We start from the raw sequence: 19,980 nt of genomic DNA on the forward strand, positions 1-19,980 counted from the left end.
GCAGCCGCCGGTGATAAAGCCGGTACCGGCGGCAGGGCGGAAGAACGGGACGGGGAAAATTCGGAACGGTAGAGAAAGGAGCCGCGTATATGTCCAAAATAATAGCTGTCGCCTCCGGAAAGGGCGGCGTGGGAAAAACCCTGATAACGGCAACGCTGGCTGTCGCCTTGGCCCGTAAAGGATATTCCGTGCTTGCCGTAGATGCGGATATGGGGCTGCGTAACCTGGATCTCCTTTTCGGTACGCAGGACGATGTTTTCTTTGATGTGTTCGACCTTATGAAAAAACGGTGCAAAGCGGCGGAAGCAATTATTCCCCTGCAGGGGAATATTGATTTTCTGCCGGCCAGCCAGAAAAAGACCTGGGAAAAGACGGAGCCGCAAACATTCCAATACGTTGTGGAGAAACTGTCCAGGAATTACGATTATACCTTGATTGATTGCCCGCCGGGACGGGAAAGAGCGTTTAAATATGTTACGGCCATAGCGGACCGGATCCTTCTTGTCGTGGAACCGACCTGGACTTCCCTGCGCGATACGGGCAGAGTGATGCAGTTCTGCAACAAACATAAAAATTTTGCTTATGATGTTATCTTTAATAATTTTTATAAGGATAAGCCGGGTTATCTCGATGTAGGCCCGATGACGGAAGTTCTCATGCCTGAAACGATTGCCGGGGTCTTACCTCATGACGACGACATTCATGCCGCCGCACAGGAAGGCATGGTTGCGGATCTGCCGGATACGACGCCTTTTTATGCGGCCCTGAAAGCCACCGTAAACTATCTGGAAACGGGTGAGGAACCCGTTCGGGAAGAGTGGGAAGCCTTTTTACCGGCAGGTGACGGCACTCCCGGCCGTGCAGAGCGGGACGGTTCCGCAACGGATCCCGGCAGGACGGGAACGCATCTGCCGTCCGTCAGTGAAATACCGGCTGAAGAAGCCGCCGTGGCGGCGGTAACGGCCAATATCGAAAAGATTGCGGCCGCCGCCGAAGAAGTGTTGCAGCATGTGCAGACAAGGGAAGAGAAGAAGCGGCTGTCCGTGAAAACGCGCATGTATCAGTCAAAAGCATGGCGTCAGCAGCGACGCTGAGGGAGTGTAACTGTGTTATTTAAAAGAGAATGGAAACATGCGGACAAGGTTATTCTTGTCGTAGCGTCCCTAATTGTCGGCGTCAGTTTATGTATTATCGGCAGCGCTACGCATATCAATAAAGGCGCCATAAACTACGATTTTGTGGCTAAACAAGGTGCGGCTTTTGTCGTTAATCTGCTCCTTGTCGTTTTTCTCGGCAATTACGACTATACGCGGTTAAAACGGTTGGCAAAGCCTCTGTACCTGTTTAATCTGCTTATGCTCGCTGCCGTCATGTTCCTGGGAACCTCCGCCCTGGGGGCCCAGCGCTGGATCCGACTCGGCCCGCTTACGTTGCAGCCGTCGGAATTTTCCAAGCTTATAATGATCGTCTGTATGGCGGCGCTTTTATCGGAACGTATAGGCAAGATCAATACCTGGCGGGACATCGTGCCTGTCGGATTATATATCGGCATTCCCTTTTTACTCGTCCTGAAACAGCCCGACTTGGGGACGAGTCTCGTTTTCCTGGCTATCGCGCTGGGGATGCTCGTCGTTTCTCACGTTAAAATGTCGATGTTGCGGAACATTGCTGTGGCGGGCATCGTTTTAGCGCCTCTGGGCTGGCATTTTATGAAGGATTATCAGAAGTCGCGCATTCTCGTCTTTTTGAATCCGAATGCGGATCCGTTCGGCGCGGGGTATCATATTATCCAATCGAAAATCGCCATCGGTTCGGGCATGCTTTTCGGCAAAGGCCTTTTTCACGGTACGCAAAGCCAGCTGAATTTTTTACCTGAAAACCATACGGACTTCATTTTTTCCGTTATCGGGGAAGAACTCGGTTTTTTGGGTTGTCTCTTTATTCTTTTCCTTTATTTTATTCTCGTTTACAGAGCTCTTTTGACCGCTAAAGAATGCAGAGATACGTTCGGTATGCTCCTGGTGACGGGCATTGTGTCCATGTGGACGTTCGAAATTCTCGTCAATGTCGGCATGACCTGCGGTATTATGCCCGTTACGGGCATCCCTTTGCCTTTTATGAGCTACGGTGTCAGCGCTTTGACGACAAATATGATGTCTCTGGCTCTCGTATTGAGCGTCCACATGCGCCAGCAGTCCACCATTTTTCTTTGATCCGGGAGGGACGCCGTGTCTCAGACAGTTCATGTAGATCCTATTTTACTCAGCAAAGTAACTAAGCCTGCGCGCTACGTAGGTGGTGAATGGAACAGTGTCGTAAAAAATCATGCAGATGTTAAATTTACTGTAGCGTACGCCTTTCCCGATGTTTATGAAGTCGCCATGAGTCATTTGGGCCTGCGTATTCTTTATGCGCTGCTCAACGAACGGGACGATGTGGCGGCGGAACGGGTGTATGCGCCGTGGCCCGATATGGAAGCAATAATGCGGGAAAAGGGATATCCCCTGTATACCCTGGAAACGAAGACGGCCGTCAGAGATTTTGACATGGTCGGGTTTACGCTCCAGTACGAAATGAGTTTTACCAATATCCTGAATATGCTTGATCTGGCAGGCATTCCCTTATGGGCCGCCGAACGCGGAGAAGAATACCCCCTCGTCGTCGGCGGAGGACCCTGCGCTTATAATCCCGAACCGTTAGCCGGCTATTTTGATCTCTTCTGTCTCGGTGAATCGGAAGAATCGGTCCAATTACTGGCGGATACTGTCATCGCCTGGAAAGAGGCGGGGAAGCCGGGCGGAAAGAAGGGGCTCCTCAAGGTACTGGCAGGACAGGAGGGGAACTATGTACCCTCGTTTTATCGGGATGAATACGATGAAAACGGTGATTTTCTCAGACTGGTGCCTACTGAAGCCGAAGCTGAACCGGTTATCCGCAAGTGTGTCGTCGCAGACGAAGAAACGGTATTTTTCCCGACGAAACCGATTGTGCCGAATATCGATATCGTTCATAACCGCGCCGTCTTGGAACTGTTCGGCGGCTGCAGCAGGGGCTGTCGCTTCTGTCAGGCCGGGATTCTCTACCGGCCGGTTCGCGAAAAAACGCCGGAAAGATTAGTTGAGCTCGCCAAAGAAATTATCGCCAATTCCGGGTATGATGAAATCTCCCTTATGAGCCTCAGCTCGGCTGATTATTCCCGTTTGCCGGAACTCGTCGACCTCCTGCTCGAAGCCTTTAAGGGCCGGAAGGTCAGCGTAAGTCTGCCTTCGCTGCGTGTCGACAGTTTTTCTGTAGATATTGCAAAAAAGGTGCAGCAGGTCCGTAAAAGCGGGCTTACCTTTGCACCGGAGGCGGGAACACAGCGCCTGCGCGATGTCATCAATAAGGGCGTAACGGAAGCGGATCTGCTGGCTGCCTGTGAAAACGCGTTTCAAAACGGCTGGTCAACGGTGAAGCTTTACTTTATGATGGGGTTGCCTACGGAGACGGATGAAGATTTGGCGGGAATTGCCGATTTGGCTTATAAAGTCCTTAACCTTTACCGCCGGGTAACGGGTAAGAATAACGGGAAAAATACCGTTTCCGTATCCAGTTTTGTACCGAAAGCCCATTCGGCGTTTCAATGGGCGCCGCAATGTTCCATAGAAGAAATCGAACGAAAACAGCGTTTTATTAAGACGCTTATACGGGACAAACATATTTCCTACCATTACCATGATGCCCGTACCGGGCGTATGGAGGCCGCTTTTGCCCGCGGTGACAGAAGACTGGGAAAAGTCCTGTACCGGGCGTGGGAAAAGGGCAGTAAATTTGACGGCTGGACGGAGATGTTCGATTATGATATATGGAACGCCGCCTTTGCCGAGACGGGACTTTCCGTTGATTACTTCGCGTCCCGCAAGCGCCGGGAAAACGAAGCCTTTCCTTGGGATCATATGAGTCCCGGCGTAGCGAAAAATTATCTTTTAAAGGAGTGGCAACAGGCCCGTGACGAACAGTTGACCCGTGACTGCCGGCACGGACGGTGTACCGGCTGCGGCGTGTGTCCTAATCTGGGAGTCCATGTTATCGACTGGAAAGAGGGTGACGGCAGTGGCAAGACTACGTTTAGCTATTAAAAAAGACAATGCCCTGCAATTCCTGTCCCATCTCGATTTTGCCAGGGCCGTCCGCCTGATCGTTATCAGAGCGGATCTTCCCGTGCTGTATTCCGAAGGCTTTAATCCGCACATGAAACTGTCCTTTGCCTCGGCATTGGGCGTCGGTGTGGCGGCTGATGAAGAATTTATGGATCTGGAATTGGCAAAAGAAATTCCCGTCGATGACGTGATGGCGAGGATGAATGAGAAGTCTCCTCTCGGCTTTGCCGTCCTTTGCGGAAAATATATCGATCAAAAAGCGCCGAAGCTCATGGCGGGCGGCCAATTATGCCGTTTATACCTTACGCGGCCCCGTGACGGGGAAGATTACGGAAAAAGACCTGGCACGGTTATTACGGTCATTTAATGATGCGGATACGGTTCAGTATGAAAAGTATTCACCCAAGACGCGAAAGACCCGGCGGATCGACGTGAAAGAACATGTTATCGCGCCTGTCACGGGAAGAACAGACGGAGAAAATTTGGAACTGACGGCAGGTATTTATCAGACTGAAGAGGGAGCCGTTAAACCCGCTCAGATCTGGGAAATATTGGCCGATACGTTTGCTTTCCCCATAAATAAAGAATTAATGCTGGCCAGGCGCATTGCCTTATGGCATCGTCAGGACGGAGTGAATACGTCACTTTTTGAATAACGGGCCGGCAGTCAGGCGGTATTTTATTATGAAAATGTTAGTTGCCAACGTTATACCCGAAGAAACGCGCGCGGCCGTTATCGATGACGGCCGTCTCTGCGATTATGCCGTGGAACGGGATGACGAAACGCATATTGTCAATCATATATATAAGGGCGTTGTACAAAACATACTGCCCGCCATGCAGGCCGCTTTTTGATCGATATAGGCCGGAAAAAGAACGCCTTTCTTTACTTAGGCGATCTTTTTCCTCGGGCCGCCACAAAAGAAGAAGTCCAGCAAACGCATATTTCGGTCGGGCAGAGTGTGCTCGTGCAGGCCGTTAAGGATGAACAGTCTATGAAGGGTGCAAAGGTCACGGCCAACGTGAGTATTGCCGGGCGTTATGCCGTGCTTATGCCGACTGTAGATTATATCGGCGTTTCCAAAAAGGTACGGGATGAAGAGGAACGGGATCGGCTGCGCGCCGTCGTCGCTTCCGTCAAACCCGAAGGTATGGGAATGATCGTCCGTACTGTTGCGGCCGGTGTATCCGAGGCGGAGCTTACTGCGGATTTACAGTATCTCCTGCGTACCTGGGAAAGCATACAAAGGCGATATAAACTGGCGAAAAAACCGAAGATCCTTTACAGAGAAGCGGATCTGCTGATGCGCATGATACGGGATTACTTTACGGATGATGTGGGGGCCGTTATTGTAGATAATAAAGAAGCGTATGAACGTATAACGGGGTTCTTTGCCGGCGCTGAGGAGGCAAAACGCAAGGTGGCACTCTACGCCGGAGAAGAGCCGCTTTTCGACTATTATCACATAGAAGACGAATTGCATTGTCTGACGGCACGCCAGATCTCTTTGCCGTCAGGCGGCAGTTTGATTTTCGACCATACGGAGGCGCTTACCGTCATTGATGTCAACAGCGGCAAGTATGTCGGCAGCAGTACGTTGGAAAATACGCTGTTTCATGTCAATAAGGAAGCAGCCGCGGAAATTGCCAGACAACTGCGCCTGCGAGATATAGGGGGGATCGTTCTCGTCGACTTTATTGATATGAACGATTCTGAAAAACGGGAAGAAATATTGCGTATCCTGCAGCGCGAGACGGCGGCCGACAGGGCCCGCGTACATGTATTCGGTATGACGGCGCTCAATTTGGTGGAAATTACGCGCCGAAAATCACGGCAGGGATTGTATCAGGCGCAGTATTCGCCTTGTAACGTCTGCGCCGATACGGGAACGCTGGCTTCACCCGAGTCCGTATATATAAATATTGTGCGTCAATTGCGGCATATGACGGAGGTGCACCATATTAAAGGAGACATTCTGATCAGCGCTCACGATGACGTGCTTGCTCTTTTCAGAGATAAAAAAAGGAAAGAGGGGCTGGAGCGGGAATTGGCGCGGAAGCTTTTTTTTGAGAAGAGCGGCCATGCGAACAGGGAGGTTTTTTCCGTTTTTTCTCATGCAGAATAAAGAACCGGTACATGGACGAAAAAGCTCTTTAGATATGGCGCTCACTTTTTCTCTTACAGGGCGTTGCGGCATAAAAATACGGACAGAGACAAGTGCCTCTGCCCGTATTTTTATAGTGTTACTGCAAGTAGTAAACTACTTCGACGGATTCACTGAGTGTATTTGTGCCCGGTTCAACGGGAGTCGCTTCGTCTTTGGCGGCAGCGCGCAGGCTCATAAGCTGCATGCCCGCGTAAGAGGGAGAATTACCGGCTACCGTAATTGATTTAACGTCGCCCAAACGGTGGCCGGTCGCTTCCGCTACGGCCTGAGCCGTTTGCCTGCCGTTATAAACCGCCTGTTTGATGAGGTTGCTGCGGAGCGTATCGGCGTGTTCGTTAGTGAAACGCACTCCGTGCACTTCATTGGCGCCGACTTGGCTTGCTCTGGCAATAAGGCGGGGGATCAGGTCAAAATCCGAAACCTTGAGTTCCAGATTATTGCTTACAGAATACCCGGTGATTTTCTGGTTTGAACCGTATGTAGGATATACGTTATAGCCCCTTGTCTTCATATCTTTCTTTTCAATACCCATGGCAAGAGCCGCCTGCTGCACTTCGTTCATGACGGCATTGTTTTTCATGCGCGCCTCTTCCGATGTTTTTCCGTCCGTCGTCATTCCGATGGTAATATACGCCGTATCCGGCGTTATCTGTTCTTCTGCGTACCCGGAAACGGAAACGGTGCCCGCTTCCTGTGCGCCTGCCGCATAGGCCGGTGCGGCGCAGACAAACGCTGAAGATACGCAAAGACATAAGAGTGCCGATTTAACAGATCTGGATATCATGTGTCAATTCCTCCTTTAAAGTACCTTGGAAAACTTATATTATTATAGCATTACCGGCAGGAAGAAGGAAGTATTTTGATTATTCTTTTGCCCGCCTTGAAGGGGCACATATAATAGTGTATTATTTAATACTGAATATATCTTTACGATTATATATTGAGTTAGGATGAAAAAGATGCTTGAATTTCCGATTAAACGAACCATTACCATTGATGATACAAAGAAAAAGAAACGCCGTAATAAGAAAGACGGCGGTGAAAAACTGATCATCAGGGGCAGTGTCAATCTGCCCGTGAAGGAGCCGTTAAAGAAGCTGGAACCGTTGCCGAAGAACGCGAAGAATCTGGTCATTGTCGAATCGCCCGCCAAGGCTAAGACAATTGAGAAGTTTCTCGGCAAAGAATATAAGGTCCTTGCCAGCCGCGGCCATCTCCGCGATTTGCCGCGGAATCAGTTCGGTGTCGATGTAGAGGGCGGTTTTACGCCGACTTATATTGATATGTACGATAAGAAAAAGGTTATTGAAGAGCTGCGCCGTGAGTATGTCCGCTCCAGGAATGTGTATCTCGCTACCGACCCGGATCGTGAAGGAGAAGCTATTTCCTGGCATTTAGCCCATATTTTGGACATGGATCCGGAAGGACCGTGTCGCATTATGTTCCATGAAATTACAAAAGATGCCGTCAGAACGGGGTTAAGCGCGCCTGAACCGATTGATTTGAAACGCGTTGACGCACAGCAGGCACGCCGTATTTTAGACCGTATTGTCGGCTATCAGTTGAGTCCGCTTTTATGGAGAAAAGTATGCAAAGGTCTCAGCGCCGGCAGGGTCCAGTCCGTTGCAGTGCGTCTTATTTGTGAACGGGAAGAAGAAATCGCCGCCTTCATGCCCGAAGAATATTGGACCGTATCGGGGGTTTACCGGACGGATGACGGCACGGAGCTGGAAGCCGAGCTTACGAAAATTAACGGCAAAAAGGCCGGCCTGGCCACTGAAGAAGAAGCCCGGGCCGTATGCGACGGATTGGCATGGGAAAAGAAGGGACGAACTCAAGACGCGGATCGTGTTACGAAGGTGGAGAAGCGAAAACGCAAACGCATGCCCCAACCTCCTTTTACAACATCGACGCTGCAGCAGGAAAGTGCCGGTAAGCTTAATTTCGGCGCCAAGAAGACGATGATGCTGGCGCAGCAATTATATGAAGGCCTTGAGCTCGGCGACAGAGGGCATGTCGGACTGATTACCTATATGCGTACAGATTCGACGCGTATCAATGATGATATGATTAAAGGCGCGCGTGAGTATATAGGTGCCGTATACGGCGAAAAATTTGTGCCGTCTAAAGCGCATGTTTATAAATCAAAAAGCGCCAGTCAGGATGCGCATGAGGCCGTCCGGCCGACATCCCTTTCTTTGACGCCTCAAACGGTGGCTTCTTTCTTGACGCGTGACCAGTTACGTTTATATACGCTTATTTGGAAGCGCTTCCTTGCCAGCCAGATGGCTCCGGCCGAAACGGAACACATGGCCGTAACCGTACAAAGCGGTATATATGAATTGAAAGCGTCCGGATATACCGTGCTTTTTAAAGGGTTTACGGAACTTTATGAAGAAACGCGGAAGGATAAAGAAGCCCGGGTATTGCCGGCTATTGCGGAAGGGACGGCCGTTCATAATGTCAGCGCGGAAAAAATACAGCATTTTACGCAGCCGCCGCCGCGCTATACGGAAGCGAGCCTGATCAAGACACTCGAAGAAAAGGGTATCGGCCGTCCGAGTACATATGCCCCCATTATGGATACGATTAAAAATCGTAACTATGTGGAAAAGAAAGATAAACAATTCGTGCCGACCGAGCTCGGTATCGTTACGATTAAACTTTTAAAGGAATATTTTGACGGTATCATTAACGTCGACTTTACGGCCCATATGGAAGAGGCTTTAGACGGGATTGAACAGGGAAGCGATACGTATACGCATGTACTGCGTGAGTTTTATACCGTGTTTAAGCCCGAGCTGGACCATGCTGAAGAAAGCATGGAAAAAGTCACTGTTTCCGGTCAGGAGTCGGGAGAAATATGTGAGCTCTGCGGCTCGCCGATGGTGTATAAGTTCGGCCGTTTCGGCAAGTTTCTTGCCTGCTCGAATTTTCCCGAATGCTGTAATACAAAGGGCATCGTTGAGGATACGGGCATAACCTGCCCCCGCTGCGGGGAAGGACGGCTCATTAAACGCAAATCGAAGCGAGGCCGGCCTTTTTACGGCTGTAACCGATATCCTGACTGCGATTTTGTGCTTTGGAATGAGCCGGTGGATAAAAAATGCTCCCTCTGCGGCAGCATAATGACTGTCAAACATTATAAAACGGGACAGGATAAGCTCTTCTGCAGCAACGGGGAATGTGAAAATCATAAAAAAGGTGAAACGGTAAATGAAAAATAGTGTTCTTGTTATCGGTGCCGGCTTGTCCGGTGTGGAAGCGGCCTGGCAATTGGCCGTCAGGGGCGTGCCCGTGACACTCGCTGAAATGCGCCCGAAAAAACGATCGCCCGCTCATCATACGGGACTGTTTGCCGAGCTCGTTTGTTCCAATTCCTTCCGTGCCGCCAATGTGGAAAATGCGGTCGGTCTTTTAAAGGAAGAAATGCGTCGTCTCGGTTCCCTCATCATGGCAGCCGCCGATGCGCACCGTGTGCCGGCCGGCGGCGCCTTAGCCGTCGATCGCGTCCCATTCAGTGAATATGTAACGGAAAAAATTACGGCACATCCGCGGGTTACTGTCGTAACAGAAGAAATGACCTCGCTTCCTGATGACTGCATATGCGTCGTTGCTACCGGTCCTTTGACAAGTGATGCCATGTCCGCATACATCGGCAAGATGACGGGAAAAAGTTATTTTCGTTTTTACGATGCCGCCGCGCCGATCGTGACGGTCGATTCACTTGACCTGAACAAGGTACCGCGCCGCCCGTTACGGTAAAGGCGGAGCCGATTATTTAAACTGCCCGTTTACGCGGGAAGAATATGAAGCCTTCTGGAGTGCGCTGACAACGGCGGAATGTGCGCCCCTTCATGAATTTGAGCGGGAAGCGGCCGTTTTTGAAGGCTGCATGCCTGTGGAAGTCATGGCGGGCCGCGGTATCGATACGCTCCGGTACGGCCCTATGAAACCGGTCGGTTTGGAAATTCCCGGCACGGATATCCTGCCGTATGCTGTCGTACAGCTCAGGCAGGATAACGGCAGTGCGACCCTGTATAATATTGTCGGCTTCCAGACGCATTTAAAGTTTCCCGAACAAAAGCGTGTCTTTTCCATGATACCCGGACTGGAACATGCCGAATTTGTCCGTTACGGCGTTATGCACCGTAACTCCTATATCAATTCGCCCGAGCTGCTCCTGCCGACATTACAGTACAGAAAACGGGAAAATATTTTCTTTGCCGGACAGCTTACGGGGGTGGAAGGATATCTTGAATCGGCGTCGATGGGGCTGCTGGCGGGCATAAATGCGGCTAAACTGTGGCATGATGAACCGTGCCTGACCTTCTCCGGCAGGACGGCGATAGGTGCGTTGAGCCGCTATATTTCGACCGGACCGAAGGATAATTTCCAACCCATGAATATAAATTTCGGCATTATTGATCCGTTGGAAATCAAAAAGAGGATGAAAAAACGTGAAAAAAACACTGTGCTTGCCGAACGGGCACTTGCCGAAACAGTCCTGATGAAGGAGAAGATATAAATGGAAACGACGTTTCATGCAACGACTATCGTTGCCGTACAGAAAGACGGCAGGACGGCTATTGCCGGTGACGGACAGGTAACGATGGGAAATTCTGTGATTATGAAGGGGACGGCTCAGAAAGTACGCCGTCTTTACCACGGCAAGATCATCAGCGGATTTGCCGGATCCGTGGCGGATGCGTTTTCCCTGTTTGACCGCTTTGAAGCAAAACTGAATGAGCATAACGGCAATCTTATCCGCAGCGCTGTCGAGCTTGCCAAGGATTGGCGCAGCGACAAGGTCCTGCACAAGCTGGAAGCTCTTTTGCTGGTCGCTGACGGAGAGCGTATTTTGCTCCTTTCGGGCACAGGTGAAGTAATTGAGCCCGATGACGGTATTTCCGCCATCGGTTCGGGCGGTATGTATGCCTTGGCTGCCGCCAGAGCCTTACGGACGAATACGGATTTGCCGGCTAAAGAAATAGCCGAGCGAGCGCTCCATATAGCGGCGGACATTTGCGTGTACACCAATCATGCTGTAATTGTTGAAGAAATTTAAGAGAGGACAGTCTTTTACTGATGATACAGGAAGAAAACTTGACGCCCCGTGAAATCGTGGCGGAACTTGATAAATATATAGTCGGACAGGAGGATGCCAAGAAATCCGTAGCCGTCGCGTTACGGAACAGGTGGCGCCGCAAAAAGCTGGACGGCGACATGCAGAAGGAAATTATTCCGAAAAATATCCTTCTTATCGGGCCTACAGGCGTAGGCAAGACGGAAATTGCCAGACGCCTGGCAAATCTCGTAGGAGCTCCGTTTATCAAAGTCGAAGCGACCAAATATACGGAAGTCGGTTATGTCGGCAGAGACGTGGAGCAAATGATCCGTGACCTTGTCGGCAATGCCGTCCGCATGGTTCAGGAGAGAGAAAGCCGCCGTTTCGGCGAAGCGGCGGCAGCGGAAGCCAACAAACGTATTCTGCAGGTATTCTGGCCTAAAAAGGAAGCGGTTAAAGAGGCTGTATCGGGTCCGGTAAATTTTCTGTTCGGCGACGGCGATACCGAACAGAAAGATGAAATTAAGCCCGCTGCCGAAGGCGGCTCGGAACGGCGCCGGCGGATGCTTGAAAAAATAACGTCCGGAGAATGGGACGAACGGGAAATTGAGGTGGAAGTCGCAGAAGAAGGCCGGGCCGTACAAGGCATTCTCACGGGGAATTCGCAGGAAGAACTGACTAATAATTTTCAGGAAATGCTCGGTAATCTCATACCCAAGAAAAAACGTAAGAAAAAAATGACCGTGGCTAAGGCACGGGAGATTTTCAAAGAGGAAGAGCTGGGTAAATTCCTGGATATGGACGTTATCGTCGATAAGGCGGTGCAGGCGACGGAAGAAGCGGGCATCGTTTTTATCGATGAATTTGACAAGATCGCCGAAAAAGGTAAGAGCAGCGGACCCGATGTCTCCCGCGAAGGAGTACAGCGGGATATTTTGCCTATTGTCGAAGGCGCGAGCGTGAATACTAAATACGGTCCCGTAAAGACGGATCATATCCTCTTTATCGCGGCCGGCGCTTTTCACGTTTCCAAGCCTTCGGACCTCATTCCCGAGTTGCAGGGCCGTTTTCCCATTCGCGTGGAACTGCAGTCTCTTACGGTGGATGATTTCAAACGGATTCTGACAGAACCGAATCAATCGCTCATGAAACAATATACGGCACTTCTTCATGCCGATGAGGTGGAGCTTGAATTTACCGGGGACGGCGTCGACATGATCGCAGAATATGCGTACAGAGTCAATGCGGAAACCGAAAACATCGGCGCCCGCAGGCTGCATACTATTTTAGAAAAAATCCTGGAAGAAACGGCTTTCGAAGCGCCTTACAGTGAGATGAAGCATATTCTCATCGATAAGGATTTTGTTTCCTCCAAACTTGGAGAAGTCGTTTCCAATGTGGATTTGAGCCATTACATTTTATAAATGCCCGCCTTTTCCGCCTTCTATGACCGGACATGTAAAAGGACGCTTTGTTTATCCGGAACAAAGCGTCCTTTTATATTTGTCGGAGTATGTAATTCAGTCGGCCCAGCTGCCGTTAATAAAAACGGGGACTTTCGTTCCGTCTTCTTTTATCCCCGTAACGGCAAGATCTTCGGAACCTATCATAAAATCCGCATGGACAATGGAATCATTAAGCCCGGCGGCCTTTAATTCAGCATCGGCCATTGCCGTACCGCCTGCCAGACATGTAGGGTAGGCTTTGCCGAGGGCAAGATGGCAGGACGCGTTTTCATCGAGAAGAGTTTCATAATATAAGGTATTTGATAAGGAGACAGGCGATTCGCAGGGAATCAGCGCCACCTCGCCGAGACGGCGCGCGCCTTCGTCCGTATCAAGAAGAGCCGTGAGGAGGTCGTCGCCTTTTTCGGCATGAGAGCGGATAACTTTCCCCTTTTTAAAGGTGAGCCGGAATGAGTCTATGAGATTGCCCCGGTAAATCAAGGGTCTTGTACTGCAGACAACACCGTCGACACGGTCGTATTGCGGCGCCGAGTATACTTCTTCGGTAGGTATGTTGGCGTTAAAGGGGATACCCGCGGCCGATTCTTCCGTGCCGCCCTGCCAGATATGGCCTTTCGGCAGGCCTACGGTAAGATCCGTGCCGGCGCGATTAGTGTAGTGAAGCGCTGTAAATGCCTGCGCCGTAAGCCAGGTGCGTCGTTTTTTCAGGTTTTCCAGATGAATGTCCCAGTCATGGAGGGGATGAGGTCCGTCGGCGCGGGCCGATTTTAAAATTGCCGTTTCAAGTTTATGAAAAGCGTCGGCCTCCGTGTCGTCGGGAAAAAGGAGTTTTGCCCAGACAAGGGAGGGAACGGCCGCTACGAGCCATGTAACTTTAGAAGCCATCATACCGTCGGAATATTCTTTTAACGCCTCATGGGACGCTTTCTGAAAAGCGACGATTTTATTTGTGTCATCCCGTTCAGGAGGCGGGGATTCGCCGAGACAAGACTTAAAAAGGCGGCGCCCTGCCGATAATAGTAAAGGCTGAAATCACGTCGCCAGTCCGGCAGGGTTTGAAAGTTATGCAGTCCTTCTTTTATATAGCGCAGACGCGTCAGATCGTCGCTGCGCCAATTAAGGACGACCTGAGAAGCGCCTGCGTCATAGGCGGCTCCGGCCAGTTCGGTAACGAAGGCCGACGCCTCGACAGGGGCATGTATGACGAGAATTTGCTTTTCCTGTATATTAAGGCCTTTGCGTAAAAGCACTTGCGCGTATTTTTTCATTTCTTCATGAGTCACAATTGTACCTCCTTATAAAGGGCGGCGACCGGTATAGAGCCAAAGCCTGCCGTTCAGGATGACGGCGTTGACGGCCAGGCCTATTACGAGGCTCAGCCAATAACCGTACGGTCCGAACGCCGTATAATGGGCTAAGATCCAACCCGAGGGAATGGCGATCAGCCAATACGTGCTAAAGGCGACATACGTAATGATCTTTACATCCTTATAGCCGCGGAGCATACCCTGTACAGGGGTGCCGAGCGCGTCAAAGACGGAGAAAATGAGGGCGAAAATAAGAAAAACGCGGATGGTTTTAAAAGTTTCCGCATCATGCGTGAACATGGCCGCTATAGGATCAAGGAGCGTGGATGTTGTGAAGGCGGTCAGGCATACGGTCAGAAGCGACGTAAGTCCGCAGATAATATCGTATTGCAGGGCCCCTTCTCTGTTTCCGGCGCCTACTTCATAACCGACGACGATAGTCGCGGCCAGGCTGATACTCCAGGGAACCGTATACACGAGTGTCGAGTAGCTGATAGCCGCCTGATTGGCGGCCAGGTAGAGCGTGCCGAATTCACTCATTAAAAGCCCCACTATACTGAAAAGACTTGTCTCGCAGAATACGGCGACAAAGATCGGCAGGCCGAGACGCAGCTGTTCTCTGCAGTGAACCCAACTGAAGGGGCGGAAACGGGACCAGAGGCGATACTGCCGGAACGGCTTTTTGAAATATAAGATAATGATAAAAACGATGCATGTAATCCAGGCGGCCGTCGTGATGGCATATCCCGTGCCGGCGCCGCCGAGGGCGGGAAAACAAAAGCCGCCGAAGACGAACAGTCTGAATAAAGCTGTCGATAAGATAAGGTTTGTCATAAGAACAGCCATGGAAAGATAGGTCATACCGTGCGCGTCCACGGCGTAACGCAGCGTCGCCTGTATAAAGAGCGGCAGAATGCCGAAGGCCAGGGCAAACAAATATTGTTTTGAAATAGCTTGAACCGCAGGTTCCAGGTGAAGCAGCGCGAGGAGCGGTTCAAGGAACAGGAAGGCCAGGAGCAGAATAACGGCCGTTAAAGCAAAAGCGACATACATACCCTGCGCAATGTATACGGGAATATCTTCTTCTTTATGGGCTCCCCTGAGCTGGGCGATGATCGGAGAAATGCCGAAGGCGATACCGCAGGAGCCGGCGAATACGGGATACCAAATGTTTGCGGCCACGGCGACGCCCGCCAAATCGATGGTGCCGGCGTTGCCGCTGAAAATACTGCTGAAAAGGCTGCTGCCGACGAGGGCAAACTGGGTCAGTAAAAGCGGAAAGAAGAGTTCCGCAAAATGGATGAATTGATGTAATTGCGGTCTTGGCATAGGAACCCTCGAACGTGGAAAGATATAAAACAAGCCCCGCGGAAACGGGGCTTGCAGGTATTTCGAATTATTTACCGGCACTGTTGACCTTAGCGGCCAGGCGGGATTTTTTACGAGCAGCCGTGTTTTTGTGAAGCACGCCTTTTCGAGCGGCGCTGTCAATAACGCTGCTGGCTTTGGAAAACGCTTTCTTTACTGCGTCGGCGTCACCGGCGGCGATAGCTTCCGTCGTGCGTCGAATAGCCGTATGTACGGAAGACTTTACGCGAGAATTGGCTGCGCGACGAGCGGCGTCTTTTTCCATGGATTTAATATTGGATTTAATTTGCGGCAAACTGTTTCACCTCCCTGCTTACAATAACACTGAAAATAAGTTTATCATATAAAAGACTGGAACGCAAGTATTTACGCCTTGTTTTCCGAACCTAAAACATTTCGGATTTTATGTATGACCGCGTCTTTCACGTATTGGCGACCGTCTTTTAAATATTGGCGCGGGTCAAAATGATCCGGATGCTGCGCCAAGTGCTGGCGGACGCCTGCCGTAAGGGCAAGGCGGAGGTCCGAATCAATATTAATTTTGCACACCGCCAGGGATGCCGCATGACGAAGCTGCTCTTCCGGAATACCGATGGCCTTATCGAGTTTGCCGCCGTTTTCGTTAATGATTTTTACATATTCAGGAAGGACGGAGGAGGCGCCGTGAAGGACGATGGGAAAGTCAGGCAGGCGTTTGGACACTTCTTCAAGGATATCGAAACGAAGTTCGGGAGGAACATAGACGCCCTGTTCATTTTTCGTGCACTGCTCCGGTCTGAATTTATAGGCGCCGTGGCTGGTGCCGATGGCGATTGCCAAAGAGTCCACGCCCGTACGGGTGACAAACTCTTCCACTTCTTCGGGGCGAGTATACGAGGCCTGTTGCGCATCCACCTTTACATCGTCTTCAATGCCTGCGAGCTGGCCGAGTTCCGCTTCGACGACGACGCCTCTTTCATGAGCATAGTCGGCTACGCGTTTTGCCAATTCCGCATTTTTATCAAAACTGTATTGAGAACCGTCGATCATGACAGAGGTAAAGCCGCCGTCAATGCAATCTTTACACGTTTCAAAATCTGCGCCGTGATCTAAGTGAAGGGCCACGGGAAGGTGCGGATATTCTTCCAGGGCGGCTTCCACCAGATGTTTTAAATATGTCGGCTTGGCATATTTTCTCGCACCGGCCGATGCCTGGAGGATAACGGGAGAGTTTAATTCTCCCGCCGCTTCCGTTACGGCCTGTACAATTTCCATGTTATTGATGTTGAAGGCGCCGACGGCATACCGACCGGCATACGCTTTTTTGAACATTTCCGCAGTGGTTACTAAAGGCATTGTCATTCCTCCTAACAATATACGTAATTAAAGCTTCCAACCGGCTTTATCTACAAGCCTCTGCATATCGGCAGGCAAAGGGGAAGTTACGGTGATCATTTCAGCCGTTACGGGATGGACAAAACGCAATCGCCAGGCATGCAGCGCCTGACGTTGCAAAAGCTCCCGTTTGCCGCCGTACAACTCGTCGCCTACGAGGGGATGGCCTAAATAGGCGCTGTGAACGCGAATCTGATGCGTCCGGCCCGTGTGCAGAGTAATTTGTACCAGGCTGTATTCCTGTGCCGCCGCCAACCGAAAGAAGTCGGAACCGGCACTTTTGCCGTCCGCATCGGTACGGCGTTTGATAATACTGGCAGGGTCACGGCCGATCGGGGTGCGAACCGATGCCTGCCGGGCGGGGAAGCTCCCTTCAAGCAAGGCCATATACGAACGGACATAAAAAAGTCTCTTTTTATCGAAAAGATGCTGTATATGCGCGCCTTTGGCAATGAGACAAAGACCGGACGTGTTTCTGTCCAGGCGGTGCATGGGATGATAGGAGAAGGGCAGTTTATTTGCTTTGTAATAATATATGACCGCGTTAGCCAACGTTCCCGTGCGTTCGCCAGCCGTCTGGTGCATGAGCAGACCTGCCGGTTTGTTGACTGCCAGAAGATAATCGTCCTCATACGGGATATGTAAAGGAATGTTTTCCGGCTTGACCGCTTCCGTTGCCGGTAAGGTTACGGTAATCGTATCACCGCTTTCAACGAGGGCGCGCAGTTCCGTGCGGATACCGTTGCGCAGGCATATGCCGTTATTTTTTATGCGCCGCCGCAGTGTGGCCGAAATACCGTAATGGCGCAGCACGCCCGCGACGGACGTAGGGGTATGAAGCTGTCCGACTGTAAACTCAAGCATTGTCCGTTCTCCCGAAAAGGGCTGTTTTTCCGTATTGCAGCTTATATTATACAAAATCGGTTTCAATAAATCCATAGGAAGAAAAGGATGATAAAGGGCTTCGGCAAGGTTAGCCGGACGGAAGTGATACGTCCTGCAGATAAGCCTCTTGCAGAATTTGCACCGTCTTTCTGATGAAAAAGCAGGAATTCGCATATTTGTATAGAATATTATATAGAGTATGGTAAATTAAGATTTGCAGGTGACACGGGCGATGAGATTTTCCGAAGAATTTATTGAACAGGTACGGCAGGCAAACGATATTGTCTCGGTTATTTCGGACTATGTCGCCTTAAAACGGAGGGGCGGTAATTTCTGGGCCTGCTGCCCCTTTCACAGCGAGAAAACCGCATCCTTCAGTGTCGCCGCCGAAAAAGGTTTCTTCTATTGTTTCGGCTGCCATGCTTCGGGCAATGTTTTTACCTTTATCATGAAGAAAGAAAATATTTCGTTCAGTGAAGCCGTACAGCGTCTTGCCGAACGGGCGCATATCCCGCTTCCCGTAACGGAGAAGACGGAAGAAGAAAAACAGAGGGACCGTTTACGGGAACGCCTGTTTGCAATCAATGAGATGGCGTGTAACTTTTTCCATAACTGTCTGGTCAAAACGCATTACGGGGAAAACGGGCTGGCTTATTTGCACAGACGCGGCCTGAATGACGAAACCATTCATGAATTTCGTCTGGGGTTCGCACCAGACGGCTGGAATAAGCTTGCAGACGCGTTTATCCGGAAACATGTGCCGCCTGAAGAATTACTCAGACTGGGACTGATAAAAGAAAAAAACGGTCATTACTATGACGCCTTTCGCAATCGCGTTATTTTTCCGATTTTTGACGGCAGGGATCGGGTAGTCGGTTTCGGCAAGACGAGTTTTAGACGACAGCAAGCCCAAATACTTGAATTCTCCTGAAACGCCCGTTTTTAACAAGCGAAAATTGCTCTTCGCCATGAACAGGGCTCATCGTTCCATTTACAGCGAAGGCAGGGCCGTTCTCGTCGAAGGGTACATGGATGTCGTTTCGGCCCACAATAAGGGGATCACCAATGTTGTCGCCTCTTTGGGCACCGCGTTTACGGCCGATCAGGCCCGCCTTCTCCAGCGTCAGGCAAAGGAAATAATCCTTGCCTACGATATGGATGACGCGGGCAGACAGGCCACTGTGCGGGCGATGGAGATCGTCCGTTCTCTCGGCATGAAGATACGTGTCCTGACCCTGGGTGACGGGAAGGACCCGGATGAATACATTACCGTCCACGGGCCGGAGGCGTTTAAAGAGGCCTTGGCCGGTGCGCCGAACGTATTGGATTACATGCTGCTTACAGGGCTGCGCCGGTACGATGTGTCCACGCTGGAAGGAAAATCCGCCGTAACCGCGGCCGTTATGCCTGTCCTCATCCGGGTGGACAGCCCGATTATCGTCGAAGCGTTCATGAAGAAGATGGCCGAACGCCTGCAGATTGATGAAAATGCCGTGCGCAGTGAATATAATACATACGTGCGCAGGCATCCCGAAGCGGGTGGGCGGCAGGTTGTCATTTCCCGGGATGTGGCCAAACTGAATGCCGCTGCCCGCGGCGGCAACGCCATGGCCGTCGCGGAAGAAAATATTCTCCGCTATCTGTTGGAACGGCCTGCGGCTTACGGCAGGGTGCAAAAGAAAATTGAGGCGGCCTATTTTACGGATCCGAAACGGCGCGCCGTATACGAAGAAATTGAGCGGCAGTATACGGCCGGGGGGCAGTATACCGCAGCGGCCGTACAGGACGCATTGCCCCCCGACATAAGAAATGAGGCGGCACGTATTCTTGTTCTTGAAGATGTGCCCCTGGATGAACAGGTCCTTGTTGATTATGTAATGCGGTTTCGTCTTGCCGCCTTGCAGGCGGACTATAAAAAACACAGCGAGCTTGCCGCCGCATACAGTCTGCATGACGATCCCCGTCTTAAGGACGCGCTGGCGGCGTGTAAAAATTTGAGCAATGAAATTAAACAGCTGGTTTTGTCAACAAAGAAAGGAGCGCACGATAATGGCAACTAAGAAGAAAGATGCAGAAGAAAAAGCCGTGGCGGCAGCGGAAGAGAAAGCGGCCATGGCGGCGGAAGGCGCCCTGACGGAAAAGGCCGGGACAAATAAGGCTGAGAAAAACGCCGGCAAGAAAACGGCCAGGTCTGCGGCCCAAAAG

At 50.9% G+C, this 19,980-nt stretch carries 16 protein-coding genes and 3 pseudogenes; 13 read left to right on the plus strand and 6 right to left on the minus strand.

Annotated features, from left to right (window positions below):
• The first annotated feature begins 89 nt into the window (after positions 1-89).
• The 7 genes from HMPREF0080_RS02745 (at position 90) to HMPREF0080_RS02765 (ending at position 6,265) form a co-directional block, all read left to right on the plus strand.
• Positions 90-1,094: an AAA family ATPase gene (locus HMPREF0080_RS02745; RefSeq protein ID WP_006789655.1), complete on the plus strand. Its 1,005-nt coding sequence runs from the start codon at positions 90-92 to the stop codon at positions 1,092-1,094.
• 12 nt (positions 1,095-1,106) lie between these two features.
• Positions 1,107-2,213, plus strand: a complete 1,107-nt coding sequence (gene rodA / locus HMPREF0080_RS02750) for a rod shape-determining protein RodA (RefSeq protein WP_006789656.1) — start codon at positions 1,107-1,109, stop codon at positions 2,211-2,213.
• 15 nt (positions 2,214-2,228) lie between these two features.
• On the plus strand, positions 2,229-4,118 hold the full coding sequence (locus HMPREF0080_RS02755) for a TIGR03960 family B12-binding radical SAM protein (protein WP_006789657.1): 1,890 nt from the start codon (positions 2,229-2,231) through the stop codon (positions 4,116-4,118).
• The gene (locus HMPREF0080_RS10545) at positions 4,093-4,506 is read left to right on the plus strand and encodes a TIGR03936 family radical SAM-associated protein (RefSeq protein ID WP_006789658.1); all 414 of its coding nucleotides are present in this window, start codon (positions 4,093-4,095) and stop codon (positions 4,504-4,506) included. Before HMPREF0080_RS02755 ends, HMPREF0080_RS10545 begins: the two co-directional genes overlap by 26 nt.
• Positions 4,507-4,570: 64 nt before the next feature.
• A complete protein-coding gene (locus tag HMPREF0080_RS10550) occupies positions 4,571-4,795 on the plus strand; it encodes a hypothetical protein (protein ID WP_006789659.1) in 225 nt (74 codons plus the stop codon).
• Positions 4,796-4,823: 28 nt separating this feature from the next.
• A complete protein-coding gene (locus HMPREF0080_RS10555) occupies positions 4,824-4,994 on the plus strand; it encodes a hypothetical protein (protein ID WP_006789660.1) in 171 nt (56 codons plus the stop codon).
• On the plus strand, positions 4,991-6,265 hold the full coding sequence (locus HMPREF0080_RS02765) for an Rne/Rng family ribonuclease (protein ID WP_006789661.1): 1,275 nt from the start codon (positions 4,991-4,993) through the stop codon (positions 6,263-6,265). Before HMPREF0080_RS10555 ends, HMPREF0080_RS02765 begins: the two co-directional genes overlap by 4 nt.
• 118 nt (positions 6,266-6,383) lie before the next feature.
• Here the strand turns inward: HMPREF0080_RS02765 and HMPREF0080_RS02770 are convergent, their stop codons facing one another.
• Positions 6,384-7,091, minus strand: coding sequence for an SIMPL domain-containing protein (locus tag HMPREF0080_RS02770; RefSeq protein ID WP_006789662.1), 708 nt, complete (start codon positions 7,089-7,091; stop codon positions 6,384-6,386).
• A 175-nt stretch (positions 7,092-7,266) separates the two neighbouring features.
• Between HMPREF0080_RS02770 and topA the strand changes: the two genes are divergently transcribed.
• From topA to hslU, 4 genes and pseudogenes are all read left to right on the plus strand, one after another.
• Positions 7,267-9,534: a type I DNA topoisomerase gene (gene topA / locus HMPREF0080_RS02775; RefSeq protein ID WP_040346999.1), complete on the plus strand. Its 2,268-nt coding sequence runs from the start codon at positions 7,267-7,269 to the stop codon at positions 9,532-9,534.
• Positions 9,524-10,835, plus strand: a pseudogene (gene trmFO / locus HMPREF0080_RS02780) (methylenetetrahydrofolate--tRNA-(uracil(54)-C(5))-methyltransferase (FADH(2)-oxidizing) TrmFO). Before topA ends, trmFO begins: the two are co-directional and overlap by 11 nt.
• Positions 10,836-11,375 carry an ATP-dependent protease subunit HslV gene (hslV, locus tag HMPREF0080_RS02785; RefSeq protein ID WP_006789666.1) on the plus strand — a complete coding sequence of 180 codons (540 nt, stop codon included), beginning with the start codon at positions 10,836-10,838 and terminating at the stop codon, positions 11,373-11,375. It begins immediately after the preceding pseudogene.
• Positions 11,376-11,395: 20 nt separating this feature from the next.
• Positions 11,396-12,799 carry an ATP-dependent protease ATPase subunit HslU gene (gene hslU / locus HMPREF0080_RS02790; protein ID WP_006789667.1) on the plus strand — a complete coding sequence of 468 codons (1,404 nt, stop codon included), beginning with the start codon at positions 11,396-11,398 and terminating at the stop codon, positions 12,797-12,799.
• Between the two features lie 96 nt (positions 12,800-12,895).
• Here hslU and HMPREF0080_RS02795 read toward each other — a convergent pair.
• The 5 genes and pseudogenes from HMPREF0080_RS02795 to HMPREF0080_RS02815 all read right to left on the minus strand — a co-directional run bounded on the left by HMPREF0080_RS02795 (position 12,896) and on the right by HMPREF0080_RS02815 (position 17,754).
• Positions 12,896-14,109, minus strand: a pseudogene (locus tag HMPREF0080_RS02795) (aminopeptidase).
• 27 nt (positions 14,110-14,136) lie between these two features.
• A complete protein-coding gene (locus tag HMPREF0080_RS02800) occupies positions 14,137-15,477 on the minus strand; it encodes an MATE family efflux transporter (RefSeq protein WP_006789671.1) in 1,341 nt (446 codons plus the stop codon).
• Between the two features lie 67 nt (positions 15,478-15,544).
• Positions 15,545-15,811, minus strand: coding sequence for a 30S ribosomal protein S20 (gene rpsT / locus HMPREF0080_RS02805; protein ID WP_040347002.1), 267 nt, complete (start codon positions 15,809-15,811; stop codon positions 15,545-15,547).
• A 71-nt stretch (positions 15,812-15,882) separates the two neighbouring features.
• Positions 15,883-16,851 carry a class II fructose-1,6-bisphosphate aldolase gene (fba, locus tag HMPREF0080_RS02810; RefSeq protein ID WP_040347004.1) on the minus strand — a complete coding sequence of 323 codons (969 nt, stop codon included), beginning with the start codon at positions 16,849-16,851 and terminating at the stop codon, positions 15,883-15,885.
• A gap of 27 nt (positions 16,852-16,878) precedes the next feature.
• Entirely contained in the window at positions 16,879-17,754 is an 876-nt protein-coding gene (locus tag HMPREF0080_RS02815; protein ID WP_040347050.1) for an RluA family pseudouridine synthase, read from the minus strand.
• Positions 17,755-18,007: 253 nt separating this feature from the next.
• Between HMPREF0080_RS02815 and dnaG the strand changes: the two are divergent.
• Together dnaG and HMPREF0080_RS10565 are read left to right on the plus strand one after the other, a co-directional pair.
• Positions 18,008-19,202, plus strand: a pseudogene (dnaG, locus tag HMPREF0080_RS02820) (DNA primase); the annotation flags it as partial.
• 33 nt (positions 19,203-19,235) lie between these two features.
• Positions 19,236-19,835, plus strand: a complete 600-nt coding sequence (locus HMPREF0080_RS10565; RefSeq protein WP_342610075.1) for a DnaB-like helicase N-terminal domain-containing protein — start codon at positions 19,236-19,238, stop codon at positions 19,833-19,835.
• The last annotated feature ends 145 nt before the right edge of the window (positions 19,836-19,980 follow it).

Origin of the sequence: Megasphaera geminata F0357, assembly GCF_000239275.1 — a bacterium.
Classification (GTDB): Bacteria; Bacillota; Negativicutes; order Veillonellales; family Megasphaeraceae; genus Megasphaera; species Megasphaera geminata.

Coding starts and splice junctions, on each gene's coding strand:
- HMPREF0080_RS10565 (WP_342610075.1), top strand. CDS start 19,236: ATGGCCGAACGCCTGCAGATTGATGAAAATGCCGTGCGCAGTGAATAT.
- hslU (WP_006789667.1), top strand. CDS start 11,396: ATGATACAGGAAGAAAACTTGACGCCCCGTGAAATCGTGGCGGAACTT.
- HMPREF0080_RS10555 (WP_006789660.1), top strand. CDS start 4,824: ATGAAAATGTTAGTTGCCAACGTTATACCCGAAGAAACGCGCGCGGCC.
- HMPREF0080_RS02745 (WP_006789655.1), top strand. CDS start 90: ATGTCCAAAATAATAGCTGTCGCCTCCGGAAAGGGCGGCGTGGGAAAA.
- hslV (WP_006789666.1), top strand. CDS start 10,836: ATGGAAACGACGTTTCATGCAACGACTATCGTTGCCGTACAGAAAGAC.
- HMPREF0080_RS02770 (WP_006789662.1), bottom strand. CDS start 7,091: ATGATATCCAGATCTGTTAAATCGGCACTCTTATGTCTTTGCGTATCT.
- fba (WP_040347004.1), bottom strand. CDS start 16,851: ATGCCTTTAGTAACCACTGCGGAAATGTTCAAAAAAGCGTATGCCGGT.
- topA (WP_040346999.1), top strand. CDS start 7,267: ATGCTTGAATTTCCGATTAAACGAACCATTACCATTGATGATACAAAG.
- HMPREF0080_RS02815 (WP_040347050.1), bottom strand. CDS start 17,754: ATGCTTGAGTTTACAGTCGGACAGCTTCATACCCCTACGTCCGTCGCG.
- HMPREF0080_RS02800 (WP_006789671.1), bottom strand. CDS start 15,477: ATGCCAAGACCGCAATTACATCAATTCATCCATTTTGCGGAACTCTTC.